General features: G+C 56.7%; 14 protein-coding genes. 3 read left to right on the forward strand and 11 right to left on the reverse strand.

Annotated elements, in window-relative coordinates:
- Positions 1 to 3 precede the first annotated feature (3 nt).
- The 6 genes from tatA to udp all read right to left on the reverse strand — a co-directional run bounded on the left by tatA (position 4) and on the right by udp (position 5,772).
- A complete protein-coding gene (tatA, locus tag BFV67_RS21130; RefSeq protein ID WP_008501522.1) occupies positions 4 to 258 on the reverse strand; it encodes a Sec-independent protein translocase subunit TatA in 255 nt (84 codons plus the stop codon).
- 76 nt (positions 259 to 334) lie between these two features.
- On the reverse strand, positions 335 to 1,975 hold the full coding sequence (gene ubiB / locus BFV67_RS21135; protein ID WP_008501523.1) for a ubiquinone biosynthesis regulatory protein kinase UbiB: 1,641 nt from the start codon (positions 1,973 to 1,975) through the stop codon (positions 335 to 337).
- Positions 1,972 to 2,577: a ubiquinone biosynthesis protein UbiJ gene (gene ubiJ, locus BFV67_RS21140; protein ID WP_008501524.1), complete on the reverse strand. Its 606-nt coding sequence runs from the start codon at positions 2,575 to 2,577 to the stop codon at positions 1,972 to 1,974. Before ubiJ ends, ubiB begins: the two co-directional genes overlap by 4 nt.
- A gap of 13 nt (positions 2,578 to 2,590) precedes the next feature.
- On the reverse strand, positions 2,591 to 3,346 hold the full coding sequence (gene ubiE, locus BFV67_RS21145) for a bifunctional demethylmenaquinone methyltransferase/2-methoxy-6-polyprenyl-1,4-benzoquinol methylase UbiE (RefSeq protein WP_069598873.1): 756 nt from the start codon (positions 3,344 to 3,346) through the stop codon (positions 2,591 to 2,593).
- A 66-nt stretch (positions 3,347 to 3,412) separates the two neighbouring features.
- Entirely contained in the window at positions 3,413 to 4,870 is a 1,458-nt protein-coding gene (gene rmuC, locus BFV67_RS21150) for a DNA recombination protein RmuC (protein WP_021242858.1), read from the reverse strand.
- Positions 4,871 to 5,010: 140 nt separating this feature from the next.
- Positions 5,011 to 5,772 (reverse strand): uridine phosphorylase, encoded by a 762-nt coding sequence (gene udp / locus BFV67_RS21155; RefSeq protein WP_003860792.1) that lies wholly within the window; start codon positions 5,770 to 5,772, stop codon positions 5,011 to 5,013.
- Between the two features lie 255 nt (positions 5,773 to 6,027).
- Here udp and BFV67_RS21160 point away from each other — a divergent pair, with 255 nt between their 5' ends.
- Positions 6,028 to 6,834: a dienelactone hydrolase family protein gene (locus BFV67_RS21160; RefSeq protein ID WP_069598874.1), complete on the forward strand. Its 807-nt coding sequence runs from the start codon at positions 6,028 to 6,030 to the stop codon at positions 6,832 to 6,834.
- A 44-nt stretch (positions 6,835 to 6,878) separates the two neighbouring features.
- Here BFV67_RS21160 and metE read toward each other — a convergent pair whose 3' ends face one another.
- Positions 6,879 to 9,140 carry a 5-methyltetrahydropteroyltriglutamate--homocysteine S-methyltransferase gene (gene metE / locus BFV67_RS21165; RefSeq protein ID WP_069598875.1) on the reverse strand — a complete coding sequence of 754 codons (2,262 nt, stop codon included), beginning with the start codon at positions 9,138 to 9,140 and terminating at the stop codon, positions 6,879 to 6,881.
- A 115-nt stretch (positions 9,141 to 9,255) separates the two neighbouring features.
- Between metE and metR the strand changes: the two genes are divergently transcribed.
- Entirely contained in the window at positions 9,256 to 10,209 is a 954-nt protein-coding gene (metR, locus tag BFV67_RS21170) for an HTH-type transcriptional regulator MetR (protein ID WP_008501529.1), read from the forward strand.
- Here the strand turns inward: metR and BFV67_RS21175 are convergent.
- The 3 genes from BFV67_RS21175 to pldB all read right to left on the reverse strand — a co-directional run bounded on the left by BFV67_RS21175 (position 10,097) and on the right by pldB (position 12,903).
- The gene (locus tag BFV67_RS21175; RefSeq protein WP_008501530.1) at positions 10,097 to 10,996 is read right to left on the reverse strand and encodes a carboxylate/amino acid/amine transporter; all 900 of its coding nucleotides are present in this window, start codon (positions 10,994 to 10,996) and stop codon (positions 10,097 to 10,099) included. The genes metR and BFV67_RS21175 overlap by 113 nt on opposite strands.
- An 82-nt stretch (positions 10,997 to 11,078) precedes the next feature.
- Positions 11,079 to 11,879 (reverse strand): sugar/pyridoxal phosphate phosphatase YigL, encoded by an 801-nt coding sequence (gene yigL, locus BFV67_RS21180; protein WP_021242854.1) that lies wholly within the window; start codon positions 11,877 to 11,879, stop codon positions 11,079 to 11,081.
- A gap of 31 nt (positions 11,880 to 11,910) precedes the next feature.
- Positions 11,911 to 12,903 carry a lysophospholipase L2 gene (gene pldB, locus BFV67_RS21185; protein ID WP_008501532.1) on the reverse strand — a complete coding sequence of 331 codons (993 nt, stop codon included), beginning with the start codon at positions 12,901 to 12,903 and terminating at the stop codon, positions 11,911 to 11,913.
- A 109-nt stretch (positions 12,904 to 13,012) separates the two neighbouring features.
- Between pldB and rhtB the strand changes: the two genes are divergently transcribed.
- The gene (gene rhtB, locus BFV67_RS21190; protein ID WP_069598876.1) at positions 13,013 to 13,633 is read left to right on the forward strand and encodes a homoserine/homoserine lactone efflux protein; all 621 of its coding nucleotides are present in this window, start codon (positions 13,013 to 13,015) and stop codon (positions 13,631 to 13,633) included.
- Here the strand turns inward: rhtB and rhtC are convergent.
- The gene (gene rhtC / locus BFV67_RS21195; protein ID WP_010426287.1) at positions 13,630 to 14,250 is read right to left on the reverse strand and encodes a threonine export protein RhtC; all 621 of its coding nucleotides are present in this window, start codon (positions 14,248 to 14,250) and stop codon (positions 13,630 to 13,632) included. The genes rhtB and rhtC overlap by 4 nt on opposite strands.
- Positions 14,251 to 14,281 lie beyond the last annotated feature (31 nt).

Raw genomic sequence — 14,281 nt, forward strand, 5'->3', positions numbered from 1 at the left:
GACTTACACCTGCTCTTTATCGTGGCGTTTAGCGTCTTCCTTTTTGGCTTCTTCTTGCTTGTCGGTGATGGATTTAGCAGTAAAGTCAGCGTCCTGGCTGGTTTTATCCTGCTTGCTCTCATCATCGCTCATCGCTTTCTTGAAGCCTTTGATAGACGCGCCCAGATCGGAACCAATAGAACCGAGCTTTTTGGTGCCAAACAGCAGCACGACGATGACGGCAATGATCAACAATTGCCAGATACTGATACCACCCATACATGTTCCTCAGGGATAGATGATTAATAAGTCAGGTCGCATTATACGTATGCGACCTGTCGATAGCGACGCAAACTCAGCGCGTTTTTCGCCATCCGGCAAGCCAGACAACCACCCCGGCGGCCATCAGCCAGGCGGGCATCATCTGCCACTCCGGGCGGTTGATCAGCAGCAGCGTGCCGCTCAGCAGCAGCGTTGCGCCAATCCCAAAGAGATAGCGTGACTGGCCCTGGCGAACACGGCTGGACTGAAGTTCGCGAGCGATTTTATCCATGCTGTGCTGAAGGTTCTTGCTCTGACGCAAACTGTCATAAACCAGTTCAGGAATTTCAGGCATTTTTTCTATCCAGAACGGGCCTTTCTCTTTCAGCGAGCGCACCAGCGCCGGAATGCCAACCTGATCCTTAATCCAGGATTCCAGGAAGGGTTTCGCGGTCTTCCACAAGTCTAACTGAGGATAGAGCTGTCGGCCTACACCCTCAACGTAAAGTAGTGTTTTCTGAAGTAAAACTAGCTGTGGCTGAACTTCCATATTAAAGCGGCGAGCCGTGTTGAACAGGTTCAACAGCACATGCCCAAAGGAGATTTCCGCCAGCGGTTTTTCAAAAATCGGTTCGCAAACGGTCCGGATCGCAAACTCGAACTCTTCGACGTTGGTATCCGGCGGCACCCAGCCGGAATCGACGTGCAGCTCGGCCACCTTACGGTAGTCGCGGTTGAAGAACGCGATGAAGTTCTCGGCCAGATACCGTTTATCTTCTTTATTCAGCGACCCCACAATCCCGCAGTCGATACCGATATACTTCGGATCCTCAGGGTGCTCGTAGCTCACGAAGATATTGCCCGGGTGCATGTCCGCATGGAAAAAGCTGTCGCGGAACACCTGGGTGAAGAAGACCTGCACGCCACGCTCGGCCAACAGCTTCATGTTCGTTCCCTGCTTCTCCAGGGCCACCACATCCGAAACCGGAATACCGTAGATACGCTCCATCACCATCATGTTCTGGCTGCAGTAGTCAGAATAGACTTCAGGGACATAAAGCATCGGGCTGTTTTCAAAGTTGCGACGCAGCTGAATAGCGTTTGCCGATTCGCGCAGCAGGTTAAGCTCATCAATCAGCGTTTTTTCATATTCCCGCACCACTTCCATCGGGCGCAGTCGGCGGCCATCAGGTAATAAACGCGGAACCCAACGGGCCAGACGGTAAATCAGCTTCATGTCGGCTTTGATGATCGGCAGAATATCCGGGCGGATCACCTTAATTACCACCTCTTTGCCGTTTTCTTTCAGACGCGCAGTGTGCACCTGAGCAATAGAAGCCGACGCCAGCGGTTCTATTTCGAAATCGTCAAACCAGGTTTCAACGGGAAGATTACCCATCGCCTCTTCGATCTGTTTCTTCGCCCTCACCCCGTCAAACGGGGCAACACGGTCCTGCAGCATCGCCAGTTCATCGGCAATGTGCGGCGGAAAGAGATCGCGGCGGGTCGACAGCATCTGCCCGAACTTAATCCATACCGGGCCAAGCTCCTGCAGCGCCAGGCGCAGGCGTTCGCCAAGCGGCTGACCTTTATGGCGGTTAGGCATCCAGAACAGCATCCGCCGCCAGATACGAAGCGGCAGCGTGATACGCATTTTAGGGATAAGCTCGTCGAGCCCGTAGCTCAAAAAGGTACGAATAATGAAGTAGAGGCGCCGAATTTCACCAGGCGTCATTTGCCCTCCAGTTTTTCCAGCCGTTTGGTTAACGCATCAACCGCACGTTCAACAGCAGCGGTTTCTTCCGCAAACCATGCCACTTCCAGCGGTCCGGGGGCCATTCGCCACTCTTCAGTCAGTACTTCCGCCGCATAGCGTTGCTGACGTAGCAGGCTTTTACGCGCAAAGGACGCGCCACCATGAAGAACCTTCCCGATGCCTTCCGCGGCAATGTCGCCGATAAACGGCGCGAGCAGCTCTGCCGGATCAAACTCCGCCAGATCGGTAAGCGCAACGAAGTTCTGCACGACCTGAATGTCGCCTTCCACTTCCAGCTCACCGCTGCGGATAAGTGCCGTTAATTGCTGGCGATCGCGCAGTTTTGGCAGCACGCTCATGTGCGTGATGACCGAGCAGTCGGCGTCACCTTCCCACGCCCCCAGAACGTCAAGCTGGCGTTCGCTGAAGACCAGCACAAGCGGCGTCGAGAACTCTTTTAAAACAATGCGTAATACCTTCCCGTTTAGCCGCTGACGCGCAGCTTTCAGCGCTGGCGCACGATAGAGAAAGGCATTCAGTACGTTTTCGATACCTGCGGAGACTAAGGGTTTAAAGGGCACGGGACACCTCCACTCAGAACTTGTAACCGCGATGCAGCGCGACGACACCCGCCGTCAGGTTGAAATATTCAACGTTCTCGAATTCAGCATCCTGCATCATGGCTTTTAAGGTGTCTTGATCCGGGTGCATACGGATAGATTCCGCCAGATAGCGATAGCTTTCCGCGTCGTTAGCCACCAGCTCACCGATGCGCGGCAGCACGTGGAATGAATAGGCGTCGTAAGCTTTGCTCAGCGGCTCGATAATCGGTTTGGAGAATTCGAGCACCAGCAGGCGTCCACCCGGCTTCAGCACGCGATACATGGAGCGCAGCGCTTTTTCTTTATCGGTCACGTTACGCAGACCGAAGGAGATCGTGATGCAGTCAAAGGTATTATCCGGGAACGGCAGCGCTTCGGCATTTGCCTGCACATATTCCACATTCCCCACCACGCCGATGTTACGCAGCTTTTCGCGGCCCATTTTGAGCATGGAGTCATTAATATCGGTGAGGACAACGCGCCCGGTTTCGCCCACCAGACGAGAGAATTTCGCGGTTAAATCGCCCGTACCACCGGCTAAATCCAGCACCGTTTGTCCACGACGCACGCCGCTACAGTCGATAGTAAAGCGCTTCCACAAGCGATGAATGCCGAACGACATCAGGTCATTCATCACATCGTACTTCGCCGCCACGGAATGAAATACGTGGGCCACCATGTCAGCTTTCTGCGCTTTGGCGACAGTCTGAAAGCCAAAGTGCGTTGTGTCTTGTGAATCGTCAACCATCTCAGAGCCTGCTTATCAGTAAAATGTTCGTGAAGTGTAACAGATTGGGCGCAATTGCCCTACGTTTCAACCACCGCGAAAGAAACGCGCCGGAGTCTCGTCTGGTGATAAATCCACCGCTAACGTGTTGTCTTCACTGTTTGTCTTTTGTTCGTCCGCCCCTTCACGCAGGCGAAACTCGTCGTCCTGGGCGGTAGCCTGTTCAACCAATTCCGGATTAATCTCGCGTTTCACCTCAACCCCCAGGCTGCGGAATGATTCGGCCTGCGCCAGAAGATTGCCACGTCCTGAGGCGAGTTTTTTCATCGCCTGACGGTAGTTATCCTGCGCGCGGTCCAGGCTCTGCCCGACTGAGGACATGTCGTCCACGAAGAGGCGCATTTTGTCGTACAGCTTGCTGGCGCGGTCGGCAATCTGCTGCGCGTTGCGGCTCTGGTGCTCGTAGCGCCACAGGTTCGCAATCGTGCGTAAGGCCACCAGCAGCGTGGTGGGGCTGACCAGCATAATATTATTTTTGAGCGCTTCGGTGATGAGTTCAGGCTGCCTGTCGAGTGCCAGCAAAAACGCGGGCTCTACCGGAATAAACATCAGGACATAGTCCAGCGAGCGCAGCCCCGGTAGCTGCTGATAGTCTTTCCTGCCGAGCAGGCGAATATGATTACGCACCGAGGCAATGTGCTCCTGCAGCGCCGATTCTCGGGTGTAGTCATCCTCCGCATTGAAGTAACGCTCATACGCCACCAGCGTCATTTTGGCGTCAATCACCACATCTTTGCCCTGCGGCAGCCGCACAATCACATCCGGCTGCATTCGCGAGCGGGCATCGTTTTCGATACTCACCTGGGTTTCGTATTCATACCCTTCCCGCAGGCCAGAGGCTTCCAGGACGCGGGTCAGCACCACTTCTCCCCAGTTGCCTTGGGTTTTGTTATCCCCTTTAAGCGCGCGGGTGAGGTTGACCGCCTCCTGCGCCATCTGGGCATTCAGCTGCTGGAGATTGCGGATTTCATGCGCCAGGGTGTGCCGCTCTCGGGCTTCCTGACCAAAGCTGTCCTGTACCTGGCGGCGGAAGCCGTCCAGCTGTTCACGTAGGGGCGTCAGCAGGCTGTTCAGGCTCTGGCGGTTCTGCTCGTCAACGCGGCGGTTGCTGTGCTCAAAAATACGGTTCGCGAGGTTTTCAAACTGTTCGCTGAGGCGCTGCTCGCTGTTGATCATCTGGCGGATTTTATCTTCCGCATGCAGTTGAGTGGATTCCAGCCGGGTGGTCACTTCGCGGAGATCGGCCTCCAGCGAGGTGTTGATATCTCTCAGGTTGCGCAGCTCGTTGTTGAGTAACTCGCACTCCTCTCGCCAGTGATCACTCAGCGCAAGCTGCTGCTTTGCCGCGCTTAATTCGGCGACGATCTCTTCGCGTTCAGCCAGCTGATCGGCCTTCTGCTGTGCATGCTGATAGCTGGAAATGAGCCAGCCTATCGCCACGCCCGCCAGCGCAATCACCGCATAAATCAGGACTGAGATATCCACAATGCCCCCTGCATCAACGTATTACCCGCACAAAATAAGATTGTGCTGTATAAACGTCCAGTTTGAAAGGGTTTTCCTGCGAGGCGCTACGCAAAAAATAAAGGCCGAACGTGTCGGCCTTTGATTTCGAAAGGAGAGGATTAGATCAGGCGACGCGCGGCTTCAACCACGATTTTCACCGCATGACTTTCGGTCTGCTTCATGGTTTCAGCGTTCGGGATCTCCTGCTGAGTACGGTTGACGATAACGCCCGCCACCATACCGGCACGCAGGCCCTGGCTTGCGCACATGGTCAGCAGCGTGGCGGATTCCATTTCGTAGTTCATCACGCCCATGGACTGCCACTCTTCCATAGAGCCTTTGAAGCGGCTTACCACGCGGCCAGAGAAGGTGTCGTAACGCTCCTGACCGGGATAGAAGGTATCGGACGAAGCGGTTACACCCACGTGAGTGGTCGCGCCAACGGATTTCGCGGCTTCAACCAGCGCGGTGGTACATTCAAAGTCTGCTACTGCCGGGAATTCCATCGGCGCAAAGTGCAGGCTTGCGCCATCCAGACGCACGGACGCGGTCGTGACCAGCACGTCGCCCACGTTGATGTGCGGCTGAATAGCACCGGTCGTACCGATGCGCAGGAAAGTACGAATGCCCAGCTGTGCCAGCTCTTCAACAGCAATAGACGTAGACGGGCCACCGATACCGGTAGAACACACGATCACGGCTTTACCATCCAGCTCTGCGCGCCAGGTGGTGAATTCACGATGGGCTGCCAGCTTAACCGGCTTATCCATCAGCGCGGCGATCTTTTCCACACGCTCCGGATCGCCAGGGACGATAGCGAGCGTAGCCCCTTGTAAATCGTTTTTAGTGAGGCCGAGATGAAAAACATCAGACTTAGACATAGGTGACTCCTCTGTGGGTCGGTTAGTCAGAAGAAGTAAAACGGTACTTTACAGAAGCGGAAAGCATAATTTCGTGACACATCTCACCATGAATGAAAATGATTGCATTGAATTTCCATAAAAAGGTGATTTACATCACATTAACAAGTTATATCGTCAGGTGCTGCACAAAAGATAGACCGTTTAAGGCACTGTGAGTTGTTAACCTGGTGACTATATTTACCTTTGCGCTAACTCATTGGTACGGAGAATGCCATGACTGAAAAAACCGGTTTTGCACCTGCTGCGGCGCCGCATGCCTCAACCATCGTCTCAACGTCTGAAGAGGCCATCACGGCGGGTGAGACCTCTATTCCCTCGCAGGGAGAGAATATGCCTGCTTACCACGCACGACCAAAATCGGCAGACGGTCCGCTGCCCATCGTGATCGTGGTTCAGGAAATTTTCGGCGTTCACGAACACATTCGCGACCTCTGCCGCCGGCTGGCGCTGGAAGGCTATCTGGCCGTTGCGCCAGAGCTCTACTTTCGCCAGGGCGATCCGAACGACTACAGCGATATTCCCACCTTGCTCAGCAACCTGGTCAGCAAAGTCCCGGACGCGCAGGTGCTGGCCGATCTCGACCACGTCGCCAGCTGGGCGGCGCGCAACGGGGGCGATCCTCATCGTCTGCTGGTCACCGGTTTCTGCTGGGGCGGACGCATCAGCTGGCTGTATGCCGCGCATAACCCGCAGCTTAAAGCCGCTGTGGCCTGGTACGGTAAACTGGTAGGTGAAAAAACGCTCAATTCACCGAAACATCCCGTGGATATCGCCACGGACTTAAATGCGCCTGTGTTGGGGCTTTATGGCGGTCAGGACACCGGTATTTCGCTGGATTCGGTAGAGACCATGCGCCATGCGCTCCGTGCGGCCAATGCGAAGGCGGAGATCGTGGTGTATCCGGATGCCGGGCACGCGTTTAACGCGGATTATCGTCCGAGCTATCACGCGGAATCAGCCAAAGACGGCTGGCAGAGAATGCTGGCGTGGTTCAGCCAGTACGGCGGTAAAAAAGCGTAAAAAAAAGCCCGGTGGCGTCTACGCCTTACCGGGCCTACGCATCATCAAGCCTGACGCAAGTTTTGCGCCGCCTTCACCATGTTCGCCAGCGCGGCGCGCGTCTCCGGCCAGCCGCGAGTTTTCAGGCCGCAGTCCGGGTTCACCCACAGACGCTCAGCCGGAATGCGCTGGGCCGCTTTTTTCAGCAGCGACTCAATCCACTCCACGCTCGGCACGTTCGGAGAGTGGATGTCGTACACCCCCGGACCGATTTCGTTCGGGTAGTCGAACTCTTCAAACGACTCCAGCAGCTCCATGTCTGAACGCGAGGTCTCGATGGTGATCACGTCAGCGTCCAGCGCGGCAATCGAATCCATGATGTCGTTGAATTCGCAGTAACACATGTGGGTGTGGATCTGGGTGTCGTCCTTCGCCACCGCGGCGTTGATGCGGAATGCCTCCACGCCCCACTTCAGGTAGGCATCCCAGTCGCTGCGGCGCAGCGGCAGACCTTCGCGCAGGGCCGGTTCGTCAATCTGGATGATGCCTATGCCTGCAGCTTCCAGATCTGCCACTTCATCACGCAGCGCCAGCGCGATTTGCTTCGCGATGGTCTCGCGGGTTACGTCCTCACGCGGGAAGGACCAGCAAAGAATGGTCACCGGACCGGTGAGCATGCCTTTTACCGGCTTGTCGGTCAGGGACTGGGCGTACTTCGCCCACTCAACCGTGATCGGCTCCGGACGGCTGACGTCACCGATGACCACCGGCGGCTTGACGCAGCGGGAGCCATAGCTTTGCACCCAGCCGTTCTGGGTAAAGACGAACCCGTCCAGGTGTTCACCGAAGTATTCCACCATGTCGTTACGCTCGGCCTCTCCGTGCACCAGCACGTCCAGCCCCAGCCGCTCCTGCTCGGTAATCGCCTGCTTGATGTGTTCGGCAATCCCGGTGCGGTAGTGATTCGCATCCAGATTCCCCTTTTTGAAGTCCAGACGCAGGCCGCGGATTTCGGTGGTCTGCGGGAAGGAACCGATAGTGGTGGTTGGCCACGCGGGCAGGTTGAAGCGGGCGCGCTGGGCTTCGGCACGGACTTCATACGGGCTCTGGCGCTGGCTGTCCTGAGCGGTGATGGCCGCCAGGCGTTTTTCCACCGCCGGGTTGTGCACGCGAGCCGAGTGGCGGCGCGCCTGGATTGGCACACTCCATTCGCGAATCGCCGCCGTGTCGCCGCTGTTCAGCGCATCGCGCAGCAGCGCCAGCTCTTCACATTTTTGCAGGGCGAAGGCAAACCAGCTTTTTACTTCAGGGTCGAGACGGGTTTCCACGCTCAGATCGATCGGACTGTGCAGCAGCGAGCAGGACGAGGCCACCCACAGCTCGCGTTTGCCAACGATGTCTTTAATTTGTGCGTATTTCTCGGTCAGATCGGCGCGCCAGACGTTACGGCCGTTGACCAGACCGGCGGAGAGCAGCCAGTCTGCTGGCAGGCGCTTGTGCAGTTCTGCGACGTCATCTTTGCCGTGCACCAGGTCAACGTGCAGACCCTGCACCGGCAATCTGGTGATGGTGCTGAGGTTCGGCGTCACACCTTCAAAGTAGGTGGTAAGCAACAGCTTCACCTGCCCGTTGAGTGCATCGTAAGCCGGTTTGAAAGCATCAAGCCAAACCTGCGGCAGCTCAAGCACCAGCGCGGGCTCGTCGATTTGCACCCACTGAATGCCGCGTTTGCCCAGTTCAATCAGCACCTGTTTGTAGACCGGCAGAATGTCCTTCAGCAGGCTCAGACGATCGAACTGCTCGCCTTTGACTTTCCCCAACCACAGATAGGTCACTGGCCCCAACAGTACGGGTTTCACCTGGTGGCCCAGCGCCAGCGCTTCGTCCACTTCATCCAGAAGCTGCGTCCAGGTCAGCCTGAACTGCTGCCCTTTTACGAACTCCGGCACCATATAGTGATAGTTAGTGTTAAACCATTTGGTCATTTCCGCCGCTGCCGCTGGCTCACCCGTTGGCGCACGGCCACGGCCGATGCGGAACAGGGTATCGATATCTACCGATCCATCGTTGTTCTGATGACGAGCCGGCACGTTGCCAAGCAGCAGGCTGGTCGTCAGAACATGGTCGTACCAGGCGAAATCGCCCACCGGCAGCAGGTCAATTCCCGCCTGCTTCTGCTGCGCCCAGTGACGGGCGCGCAGCTCGCGCCCCACTGCCAGCAGTTCTTCACGGGTGGCGTTCCCCGCCCAGTAGCTTTCTTGCGCTTTTTTCAGCTCGCGACGCAGGCCAACGCGAGGGAAACCGAGAGTGTGATTGCGGATTGTCATGGTATGCCCCTTGTGAAATTCGTTATTTAGACGTCCAGATGTTTACACTTCTATAATTGGCAGGTACTGTATATTCCTCAAGCGCAAAATGTTCATGGCGAAGTGAAGGACTTTCATGATCGAGATAAAACACCTGAAAACGCTACAAGCGTTGCGGAACTGCGGATCGCTCGCAGCAGCGGCGGCCACGCTGCACCAGACCCAGTCCGCCCTTTCTCACCAGTTCAGCGATCTGGAACAACGCCTCGGCTTCCGTCTTTTTGTGCGTAAGAGCCAGCCGCTGCGCTTTACGCCACAGGGCGAAATTTTGCTTCAGCTGGCGAATCAGGTTCTGCCGCAGATCGCCAGCGCGCTGCAGGCGTGTAACGAACCGCAGCAGACCACGCTGCGTATCGCCATTGAATGCCACAGCTGTATTCAGTGGCTGACCCCCGCGCTTGAGAACTTCCGCCAGAAGTGGCCGCAGGTGGAAATGGACTTTAAATCCGGCGTGACGTTCGACCCGCAGCCCTCGCTGCAGCAGGGCGAGCTGGATCTGGTGATGACGTCCGATATTCTGCCGCGCAGCGGCCTGCACTATTCGCCGATGTTTGATTATGAGGTGCGCCTGGTGCTGGCACCGGACCATCCGCTGGCGACCAAAACGCGCATCACGCCGGAAGACCTGGCAACGGAAACGCTGCTGATTTACCCGGTGCAGCGCAGTCGTCTGGATATCTGGCGCCACTTCCTGCAGCCCGCTGGCATTAGCCCGCAGCTGAAAAGCGTGGATAACACCTTGCTGTTGATTCAGATGGTGGCGGCCAGCATGGGTATCGCGGCGCTGCCGCACTGGGTGGTGGAGAGTTTTGAACGCCAGGGCCTGGTGGTCACCAAAACCCTGGGTGAAGGACTGTGGAGCCGGCTGTACGCCGCCGTGCGCGATGGCGAGCAGCGTCAGCCGATTACGGAGGCGTTTATTCGCTCAGCGCGGAACCACGCGTGCGACCATCTTCCGTTTGTGCGGAGCGCGGAGCGACCCAGCGTCGATGGACCCACAGCGAAGCCAGGATCACCGCTCCCCCAATAAGGAAGCTCGGCCAGTGCGGCTGTTGCTGCCAGATGGCAAGGTTGACCAGCAGCCCTGCAGGAACATGTACGTTGTTCATGATCCCGAGCGTACCGGCGTCGACCTGCGTCGCGCCGTAGTTCCACATGAAGTACCCCAACCCGGAAGCCACGACGCCCAGCCAGACCAGAACACCCCACTGTACGGTGGTGGTCGGCAGCTTTTGCGGGTTACCCAGCATAAACCACGCCGCCACCGCGACGATCGCGGCCCCCATGTAGAACCACGCAAACGCGTTATGCTGCGGCATCGGACGGGTTTCCATCAGGCGTTTGTAGCCCACCATGCCGATGGCGAAGCTGATGTTGGCGAGCTGGACGAACATCAGCCCGGTCCAGAAGTGATCGCTCACTTTGTCGTAGCGAATAATTGCCGCGCCAATCACCGCCAGCGCCGCACTCAGCAGATATCCCCAGCGCAGGCGGCGCTTGCTGAGCAAATCGTAGATCAGCGTGATATAGAGCGGTGTTAGCACGGTGAACAGCAGGAATTCCGAGACGGACAGGTAGACGTAAGCCCGGAAGCTGAACAGGTACATGATGCCGAGCTGCATCGCCCCCACCAGCATATACAGCACAATCGTTTTCAGCGACTGCCCGCGCGTGCGCAGAAACGGCAGGAACACCAGCGCCGCCAGCCCCACGCGCATCAGCACCGAGAAGTAGCTGTCGACCGAACCGGCAAGATATTCGCCAATCAGGCTAAAGGAGAAGGCCCACAGGATAGTGGTGATAATGAGTAGCGCCACAATGCTTGTCTCTCAGAAAGAAGGACAGGCATTGTAGCGAACTCTTTAGTTGACAACTGAGCAATAAACAACCGAATGAAGATTATTCAAGGAACAGCTTGCGCAGGTATTTCGGTACCGCGTTGTCAGCGTTAGAACCAATCACCTCCAGCTCCGGGTGCAGATCTTTCAGACGCTGATGCGCGTTCTGCATGATGCAGCCCTTACCCGCCATCGACAGCATTTCAGCATCGTTCATGCCGTCACCAAAGGCGATACAGTCTTTCAGCTCGAAGCCCAGACGTTTCGCGACCGCTTCCAGCGCGTGCCCTTTGGAGACGCCTCCCGCCATCACTTCCAGACAGGTCAGGGTTGAGAAGCTGACGTTGACGCGATCGCCCCAGCGGGCGTTGATCGCCTGTTCCAGCGGCAGCAGCTCTTCGTGGCTGTCGCAGGTGAAGAACACCTTGCTGATCCCCTCCGGCTCAAGCAGGCCTGGCTCGTACAGGGAGTAGTTGAATACGGCTTCCTTGAAGAAACGCATCTCATCCGGGCGGTGGCGGTTCATGAACCAGTCGTCGTCGCGGTAAACGTTCGTAACGATAGCCGGGTTGTTGTGCACCACGCCGAACAGATCGGCGGCAATATCGCGATCCAGGTTGTGGGTAAAGATCAGGTTGCCGTCGGTATCGTGCACACGCGCACCGTTGGAGGTGATCATGTACGATTTGATCTCAAGATTATCGCGGATCTGCCCCACGTCGACGTGGTGGCGGCCGGTGGCAAATACGAAGTTCACGCCACGGGCGGTCAGAAGCTTCAGGGTCTCTTTCGCGTAAGGCGACAGCGTGTGGTCAGGGGAAAGCAGCGTGCCATCTAAATCAGATGCAACAACCTGGTACATAGGGATTTCAACCTCTGGTGGAAAACAAAAATCAATTATGCCTGTTGAAAAATTCAACAATGGCGTTGAGCGCGACTGAGCGCATAGCGTCCTTTTCAAAAAGGATCTCATGGTACGCGCCGTTAATGACCAGCGGTTTTCCCCCTTCACAAGGGTGACCGGCGGCAGCGCGCAGTTCACAATAGCGGTCATGCATGCGGTTATCCACCACACGCTCTTCTTCCGCCTGAATCAGGAGTGTTGGCGTGTCGTCGTTGTCGACACCAGCCAGCACCTGCTCACCGGCAAGGATGCCTTCCCGTACCCAGTGATATGTCGGGCCACCCACGCGCAGGCGGGGCTCATCGGCATAAAAACGCAGGTTACGACGATAGCGCTGGCGACTGTGCGTCAGCACGTTCATCGCAAACGGCAGCGCCCGCCAGCGTCCCGTCCCGATGGCATAGCCTTCCCGAATGCGCTGATGGCCCTCAGCCCAGTCGAGAATATGGCGTACCATCCAGTCAGGAAAGCGCATGACGATGCCATACATCGGCGCGGTGAGCGCAATGGCGTCGCACTGGTGAGCGTGGCGCTGTAAAAACAGCGTTGAAATCGCACCGCCCATTGAGTGCGCCAGAATATAGCGCTTCCGCCAGGGGCCTGGCTCGACCTCCTGCTGCCAGAACGCGGCGAGATCGTCGACGTAATCGCTGAAGTTATCCACGTGGCCGCGATGGGTATCCGATAACAGGCGCCCTGACAGCCCCTGCCCGCGGTGATCGATAATCAGCACATCGAAGCCCAGATGGAACAGGTCATAGGCCAGTTCGGCGTATTTGATGTAGCTCTCAATACGTCCGGGGCAGACCACAATGACCCGGTCATTTTTCTTGTCGTGAAAACGCACAAAGCGTACTGGAATATCGCCGACGCCCGTAAACTCATCTTCCTCACGCTGGCGCCAGAAATCGGTCAGCGGCCCCATGGAGAAAGCAGCAAATGCGTTTTCTCGTGTTTCCCAGTCCTTTTTCTGCTGAAACATTGGGTTTCTACTCACCTAAGCCAAGGAATATCGTTTTTTCGTAACCGGTCACAAAATGACTCAACAATAGCGTATTGTGGCATAAAAACAGACAATTCGGGAGTTTCAAATGACCTTCGAGTGGTGGTTCGCTTACCTGCTGACATCCATCATCCTTAGCCTTTCACCGGGCTCGGGCGCCATTAACACCATGACCACCTCCATCAACCACGGCTATCGCGGCGCGGCGGCGTCCATTGCCGGTTTGCAGACCGGGCTGGGCATTCATATCGTGCTGGTCGGGATTGGTCTGGGCACCCTGTTCTCCCGCTCCGTACTGGCCTTTGAAGTGCTGAAATGGGCCGGGGCGGCCTATCTGATTTGGCTCGGCATCCAGCAGTGGCGCGCGGCAGGCTCCATTAACCTGAATACGCTCGCTCAGACGCAAAACCGCGGTCATCTGTTTAAGCGTGCGGTTTTCGTCAACATGACCAACCCGAAGAGCATCGTTTTCCTCGCCGCGCTGTTCCCGCAGTTTATCGTGCCGCATCAGCCGCAGGTGATGCAGTACGTAGTGCTGGGCGCGACCACCATTATCGTCGATATTATCGTCATGATTGGTTACGCGACGCTGGCGCAGCGGATTGCGGCGTGGATTAAAGGGCCTAAGCAGATGAAGGCCCTGAATAAAGTCTTTGGTTCGCTGTTTATGCTGGTTGGCGCGCTGCTTGCGTCAGCGCGTCATGCTTAGCGAGAAATGATGAGATGAATGCCGAAGCCGGCGAACAGCGCGCCGGCGAAGCCGTCGATCCACTTCGCAATACGCTGGTAGCCGCGGCGCATCGCCGGTAAGGCGAACAGACTGGCCACGATGGTAAACCAGGCAAAGGTTTCAACGACGATCAGCAGGAAGATGCCCCAGCGTGCGCCCGCACCGACGCTATCACCCACAAACAGCGAGAACACGGAGCCGAAATAGATAATCGCTTTCGGGTTCGCCAGGTTGGTCAGCAGCCCTTTTACAAAGCTGCGGCCGCCCGTTGCCAGCTCGACCTTTGGCTCTTCCGGTTTTTTCTCTTCTTTTTTCAGCGCCCCGCGCAGCATCTGGTAACCCATCCAGCACAGGTACAGCCCGCCGCCGACCATAATGATGTTATGCAGCCAGGCCATCTTCGCCAGGATCAGGTTCAGACCGAGCAGCGCAACCGCCGCCCAGACCATAACGCCCATGGTGATACCGAGCACACCCATCATCGCCTCCTTGCGGGAGCGGCTGACGGCCGTTTGCGACACGAAGAAAAAGTCAGGTCCCGGGCTCATCAGCGCAACGATGTGCACTAACGCCACGGTGAGAAATAGCATTAACATAATTAGCTCGCGGGGAAATAATTCAGTGAGT

It is taken from the genome of Enterobacter roggenkampii, from assembly GCF_001729805.1.
GTDB classification, from domain to species: domain Bacteria; phylum Pseudomonadota; class Gammaproteobacteria; order Enterobacterales; family Enterobacteriaceae; genus Enterobacter; species Enterobacter roggenkampii.

Bases quoted from the DNA above. Each gene is read 5' to 3' on its own strand.
- tatA (WP_008501522.1), bottom strand. From the start codon at position 258: ATGGGTGGTATCAGTATCTGGCAATTGTTGATCATTGCCGTCATCGTC.
- ubiB (WP_008501523.1), bottom strand. From the start codon at position 1,975: ATGACGCCTGGTGAAATTCGGCGCCTCTACTTCATTATTCGTACCTTT.
- ubiE (WP_069598873.1), bottom strand. From the start codon at position 3,346: ATGGTTGACGATTCACAAGACACAACGCACTTTGGCTTTCAGACTGTC.
- udp (WP_003860792.1), bottom strand. From the start codon at position 5,772: ATGTCTAAGTCTGATGTTTTTCATCTCGGCCTCACTAAAAACGATTTA.
- BFV67_RS21160 (WP_069598874.1), top strand. From the start codon at position 6,028: ATGACTGAAAAAACCGGTTTTGCACCTGCTGCGGCGCCGCATGCCTCA.
- metE (WP_069598875.1), bottom strand. From the start codon at position 9,140: ATGACAATCCGCAATCACACTCTCGGTTTCCCTCGCGTTGGCCTGCGT.
- metR (WP_008501529.1), top strand. From the start codon at position 9,256: ATGATCGAGATAAAACACCTGAAAACGCTACAAGCGTTGCGGAACTGC.
- yigL (WP_021242854.1), bottom strand. From the start codon at position 11,879: ATGTACCAGGTTGTTGCATCTGATTTAGATGGCACGCTGCTTTCCCCT.
- pldB (WP_008501532.1), bottom strand. From the start codon at position 12,903: ATGTTTCAGCAGAAAAAGGACTGGGAAACACGAGAAAACGCATTTGCT.
- rhtB (WP_069598876.1), top strand. From the start codon at position 13,013: ATGACCTTCGAGTGGTGGTTCGCTTACCTGCTGACATCCATCATCCTT.
- rhtC (WP_010426287.1), bottom strand. From the start codon at position 14,250: ATGTTAATGCTATTTCTCACCGTGGCGTTAGTGCACATCGTTGCGCTG.